The following is a 1,630-nucleotide window of genomic DNA, read 5'->3' on the forward strand; positions in this document are numbered from 1 at the left end:
GGGTGGGGGCGCGTCCTTGCGCATGATCTGGCCGGCCCGAGGCTAGGCAGCCCCGGGCGGTCGAAAGGGGTCAGAAGGTGTAGGTCATCTGGCTGACCACTGAAGTTTGCAGGCGCTTGTCGACCAGCGGGCTATCGCCAGCGTCGTTGCTCAGGTAGTCCGCCGCCAGCACCGTCGCCAAGCTCCAGTGCTCGTCGAACGGCATGCTCCAGGCCAGTTCGGCGCCGCGGCTGACCAGGCCGCCACTGGCTTTATGGGCGCGGAACTGGCTGCGCGAGGCCTGGGCCTGGCTCACGCCATGCCAAGTGCGCACGTAGTCGCCGTCGCCGAACTGGCTGTTGATGCTGCCAGTCAGCTCGCCGAAACGGCCCTTGTACAGCTGCGTGCTCAGGCTCAGTTTCAGGTGGTTGTAGGCCGAACCGGTGTCGGGTTCGTCCTTGTCCTCTTCAAAGGCATGCTCGAAGTTGGCGGCCAGCGTCAGTGGGCCGAGGTGGTAGGCCGCGTCCAGCCCCACCAGCGGCCGTGACTTGATCGAACCCATGCCGTCGAGCTTGTCTGAACCTTCGAAGCCGGAGCGGCGGTCTTTGCGCGCGGCGCTGGCGCCCACATAAACGCCAAAGTCGAATGCGTCGCCGTCATGGGCCCAGCCCAGGCCTTTTTGGGTATCGATGAAAAAGCCGCCGGGGCTGGTGATGCTGCCACCGAGCAGCGGCGCGGTGGTCCGTTCGCTGGCGCCGCTGTAGCGGGGGGCATTGGCAACACCGGCGTTCAGGCGGTACTGCCAGTCCTCGGCGCGCAGGTCGTTGGCGCTCAGCAGCAGGCAGGTGCAAGAGAGGGACAGCAAGCGATACGGTACAGACATGGTGACACCCGATGAGGATTGGATGTGCCCATGCTAGGGAGCGCGGCGGCGGCAATCCTTGGCATCTTTGTCGGGAAACTGTCAAAGACTGTTAATGCGCACTTTTTAACAATCCTTTGCAAAGCTCATGAAGTCGTGGCCGGTACCTCATTGCTAGGGTGCGCTCCCTACAAGCCACCTCGAGATTGTTCATGAGATTCCTCTACCCGTTTGCCCTGTTCGCCTGCCTGGTTGTGAGCCAGGCCCAGGCCACCAGTTTCGTCATGACCACCGACATGACTGTCAGCCTGGGCATGAGCGCCAGCAAGGGCACGAGCAGTTCGTTCAAGGATGACAAGATCGTCCTGGCGGCCAAGGATGACGCGGCGGCGTTCGTCGCCAGCGGCGGCGCCATTCGCGGGGCACGCATGGAGGCGGCATTCGAGCGGATTCGCCAGGTGCTCGATGAACCAGGCTTGCCGGACCAGGCGCTGGCGCAGGCGATCCTGGCGCTTTGATCGCCAGGCAAGAGGGTGCCCTCGCGCTTCGCACTGGCCGGCCAGTTCACATGTGAGGCAAGTGCGCCCCTTCGAGGTGTACGTCGGGAGAGGTGCAGCGCCTATCAAATCGAGCGCCGCCCGCGCGGCGCGTCGCGGATGAATCCGCTCCTACATTTGTTGCAACGTGGCCATGACAGATAGGCCATGGTTGTTCGCCTTGTTGGCATGACGCAATTTATCGGCTGACGCCCCACCTGTCTCAAGCCTTGCGTCAGGGCTGGCAACCATG

2 protein-coding genes are annotated in these 1,630 nt (G+C 63.5%); one reads left to right on the plus strand and one right to left on the minus strand.

Annotation, left to right across the window (positions count from 1 at the left end):
• Positions 1–70: 70 nt before the first annotated feature.
• Positions 71–862, minus strand: a complete 792-nt coding sequence (locus tag P5705_RS26100; RefSeq protein ID WP_277463739.1) for a MipA/OmpV family protein — start codon at positions 860–862, stop codon at positions 71–73.
• A 191-nt stretch (positions 863–1,053) separates the two neighbouring features.
• Here P5705_RS26100 and P5705_RS26105 point away from each other — a divergent pair, with 191 nt between their 5' ends.
• Positions 1,054–1,359 (plus strand): DUF2388 domain-containing protein, encoded by a 306-nt coding sequence (locus P5705_RS26105; RefSeq protein ID WP_277463740.1) that lies wholly within the window; start codon positions 1,054–1,056, stop codon positions 1,357–1,359.
• The last annotated feature ends 271 nt before the right edge of the window (positions 1,360–1,630 follow it).

Source organism: Pseudomonas entomophila (assembly GCF_029478665.1).
Classification (GTDB): Bacteria; Pseudomonadota; Gammaproteobacteria; order Pseudomonadales; family Pseudomonadaceae; genus Aquipseudomonas; species Aquipseudomonas entomophila_F.